The 1,666-nt window shown below is 55.8% G+C and carries 2 protein-coding genes; one reads left to right on the top strand and one right to left on the bottom strand.

The window, feature by feature from the left end; all coding sequences use genetic code 11:
* Positions 1 to 764 (top strand): SGNH hydrolase domain-containing protein (locus AWB68_RS44655; RefSeq protein WP_235028877.1); only part of this gene is annotated, 764 nt, incomplete at its 5' end.
* Positions 765 to 1,250: 486 nt separating this feature from the next.
* Here the strand turns inward: AWB68_RS44655 and AWB68_RS44650 are convergent.
* On the bottom strand, positions 1,251 to 1,469 hold the full coding sequence (locus tag AWB68_RS44650) for a hypothetical protein (RefSeq protein WP_235028876.1): 219 nt from the start codon (positions 1,467 to 1,469) through the stop codon (positions 1,251 to 1,253).
* Positions 1,470 to 1,666 lie beyond the last annotated feature (197 nt).

Genomic DNA, 1,666 nt, shown 5'->3' with positions numbered 1-1,666 from the left:
CCGCTGATCCGCGTTCCTACCACACGTCACGCGCTCCGCCACCTGAATTGAGGGGCGTCGCTGATGGACCGCATACGGTAAACGCAGGGCCGACCATAATGCTTTGGGGTGATTCGTTTGCCGACATGATGCAACCGGCGGTCGACTCTGCAGCGGAGAATCTTCATATTCACGGAATCGTTGCTACGCAGGGCGGATGTCCGCCCTTCAAGGGCAGAGTCTTTGCTGGCTCCGGCGCGGAAGTCTTTTCTGGGTGCGAGCGTTACGCGAACTTCGTTTTTGACTACTTCGCCCGAACGCCTTCCATTCGCATCGTTGTGATCGCAGGCGATTGGCAGCGATACGAACCGCAGTATGAAGGCGGTGTACTGAAGCAGATCGTAGAAATACTTGCGCGACGTGGGGGGCAGATGGTCTTTGTTTCGGCAGTTCCTAACCCTTACTCTGATTTGCCGCGACTTTGGGCTCGGACGCAGTTTCAAGCCGGTCACGCAATTGCCGAAATGACTGTCGATCGGCAGCGCCAAGGAGCGATCATCGAGCGCGGGATGCAGATCGCAGCAATTGCTCGCCAAGCAGGTAACGTGAGCGTTGTAGACCCGTTCAAGACACTGTGCGACGCGAAAGCGTGTTTCACCGTCAAGAATGGAAGGGCGCTTTTCAAGGATACGGATCATCTATCGCAAGACGGCGTAGGTCTCATTGCTCCCGAGTTGGAGAGTGCGATCACTCAGACTTACGCGGCGCTGATCCAGGAACGCTAACGACGCCGGTCGGAATTATTTATATCGGCATCTTGTCGACTTGAGCCTACATTAACTCCCTGGGAAGACGCGCACACCGAATCCATGAGAAAAAGCCCGTCAGTCAGCGGGCTTTTTGCATTGCGCCTTAGTTAGATTGGCGCCGAAGACTACATCCGGGCGACTCCAATCTGAGCACAACCTACCCCTTATGCTCGTCTCGCGAATCCTCGTTCACGAAGACGGCCGACTTTCGACCCGTGATGAACCGATATTTGTCGCGTTGCTGTGGTGCGCGCGTGAACTCCTGGACGGAGAACGCTGTTGCTATGCGCGTGAGAAGCACTTCTGAGGAGCGCCAGAGTTCGATGTCGGGAGCGTGTACGAAAGCAACAGCAGCATCTGGCTGACGCCTGAGCTAGGGTTGCGCACGCTTGGACTCGGGCGCTCGCTCGATGATGCATCGGCGTTCTTTGCGGAGGATTAAGGCGCTGAGGGTAGATCGAATCAGTGCGCGATCTTTTGGGTGGGTGAGTGGGAAGCGGCCGGGCCACGAAAGTCCGGGTAGACCGCAAACAGAATCGTTAGGTACATGAGCGCAGCAAATATGCCGCCCACTGTGCCCCACGCGTCGCGGTATCCCGGCCCACGCGTGAACTGCAATGGGATGCCGATTATCACGTAGCCGACGATGAAGAAGACGACTACTGCGAGTACCGGCGACATGCCCTTTACAAGCGTTTCAGCGAGAGATTGGAAAAGCGCAACGGTCATAACCGAGATGGCGATCGTGGAATAGGAGATTCTATCTCCAACTGTTTTAATTGTGCCATTGCCTTGTTGGAGTGTGGCGCGACAATCTGGATGAGAGACGCGCGACAATCAAGTTGAGAATGTCGCGGCAGAAATGATGATGCCGATGT

The organism is Caballeronia choica (assembly GCF_001544535.1).
In the GTDB taxonomy this organism is placed as follows: domain Bacteria; phylum Pseudomonadota; class Gammaproteobacteria; order Burkholderiales; family Burkholderiaceae; genus Caballeronia; species Caballeronia choica.
Note: the sequence above shows the minus strand (reverse complement) of the source record. Positions and strands in the feature narration are given on the sequence as shown.

Excerpts from the sequence above, each read along its gene's own strand:
- AWB68_RS44650 (WP_235028876.1), bottom strand. The coding sequence starts at position 1,469 with ATGTCGCCGGTACTCGCAGTAGTCGTCTTCTTCATCGTCGGCTACGTG.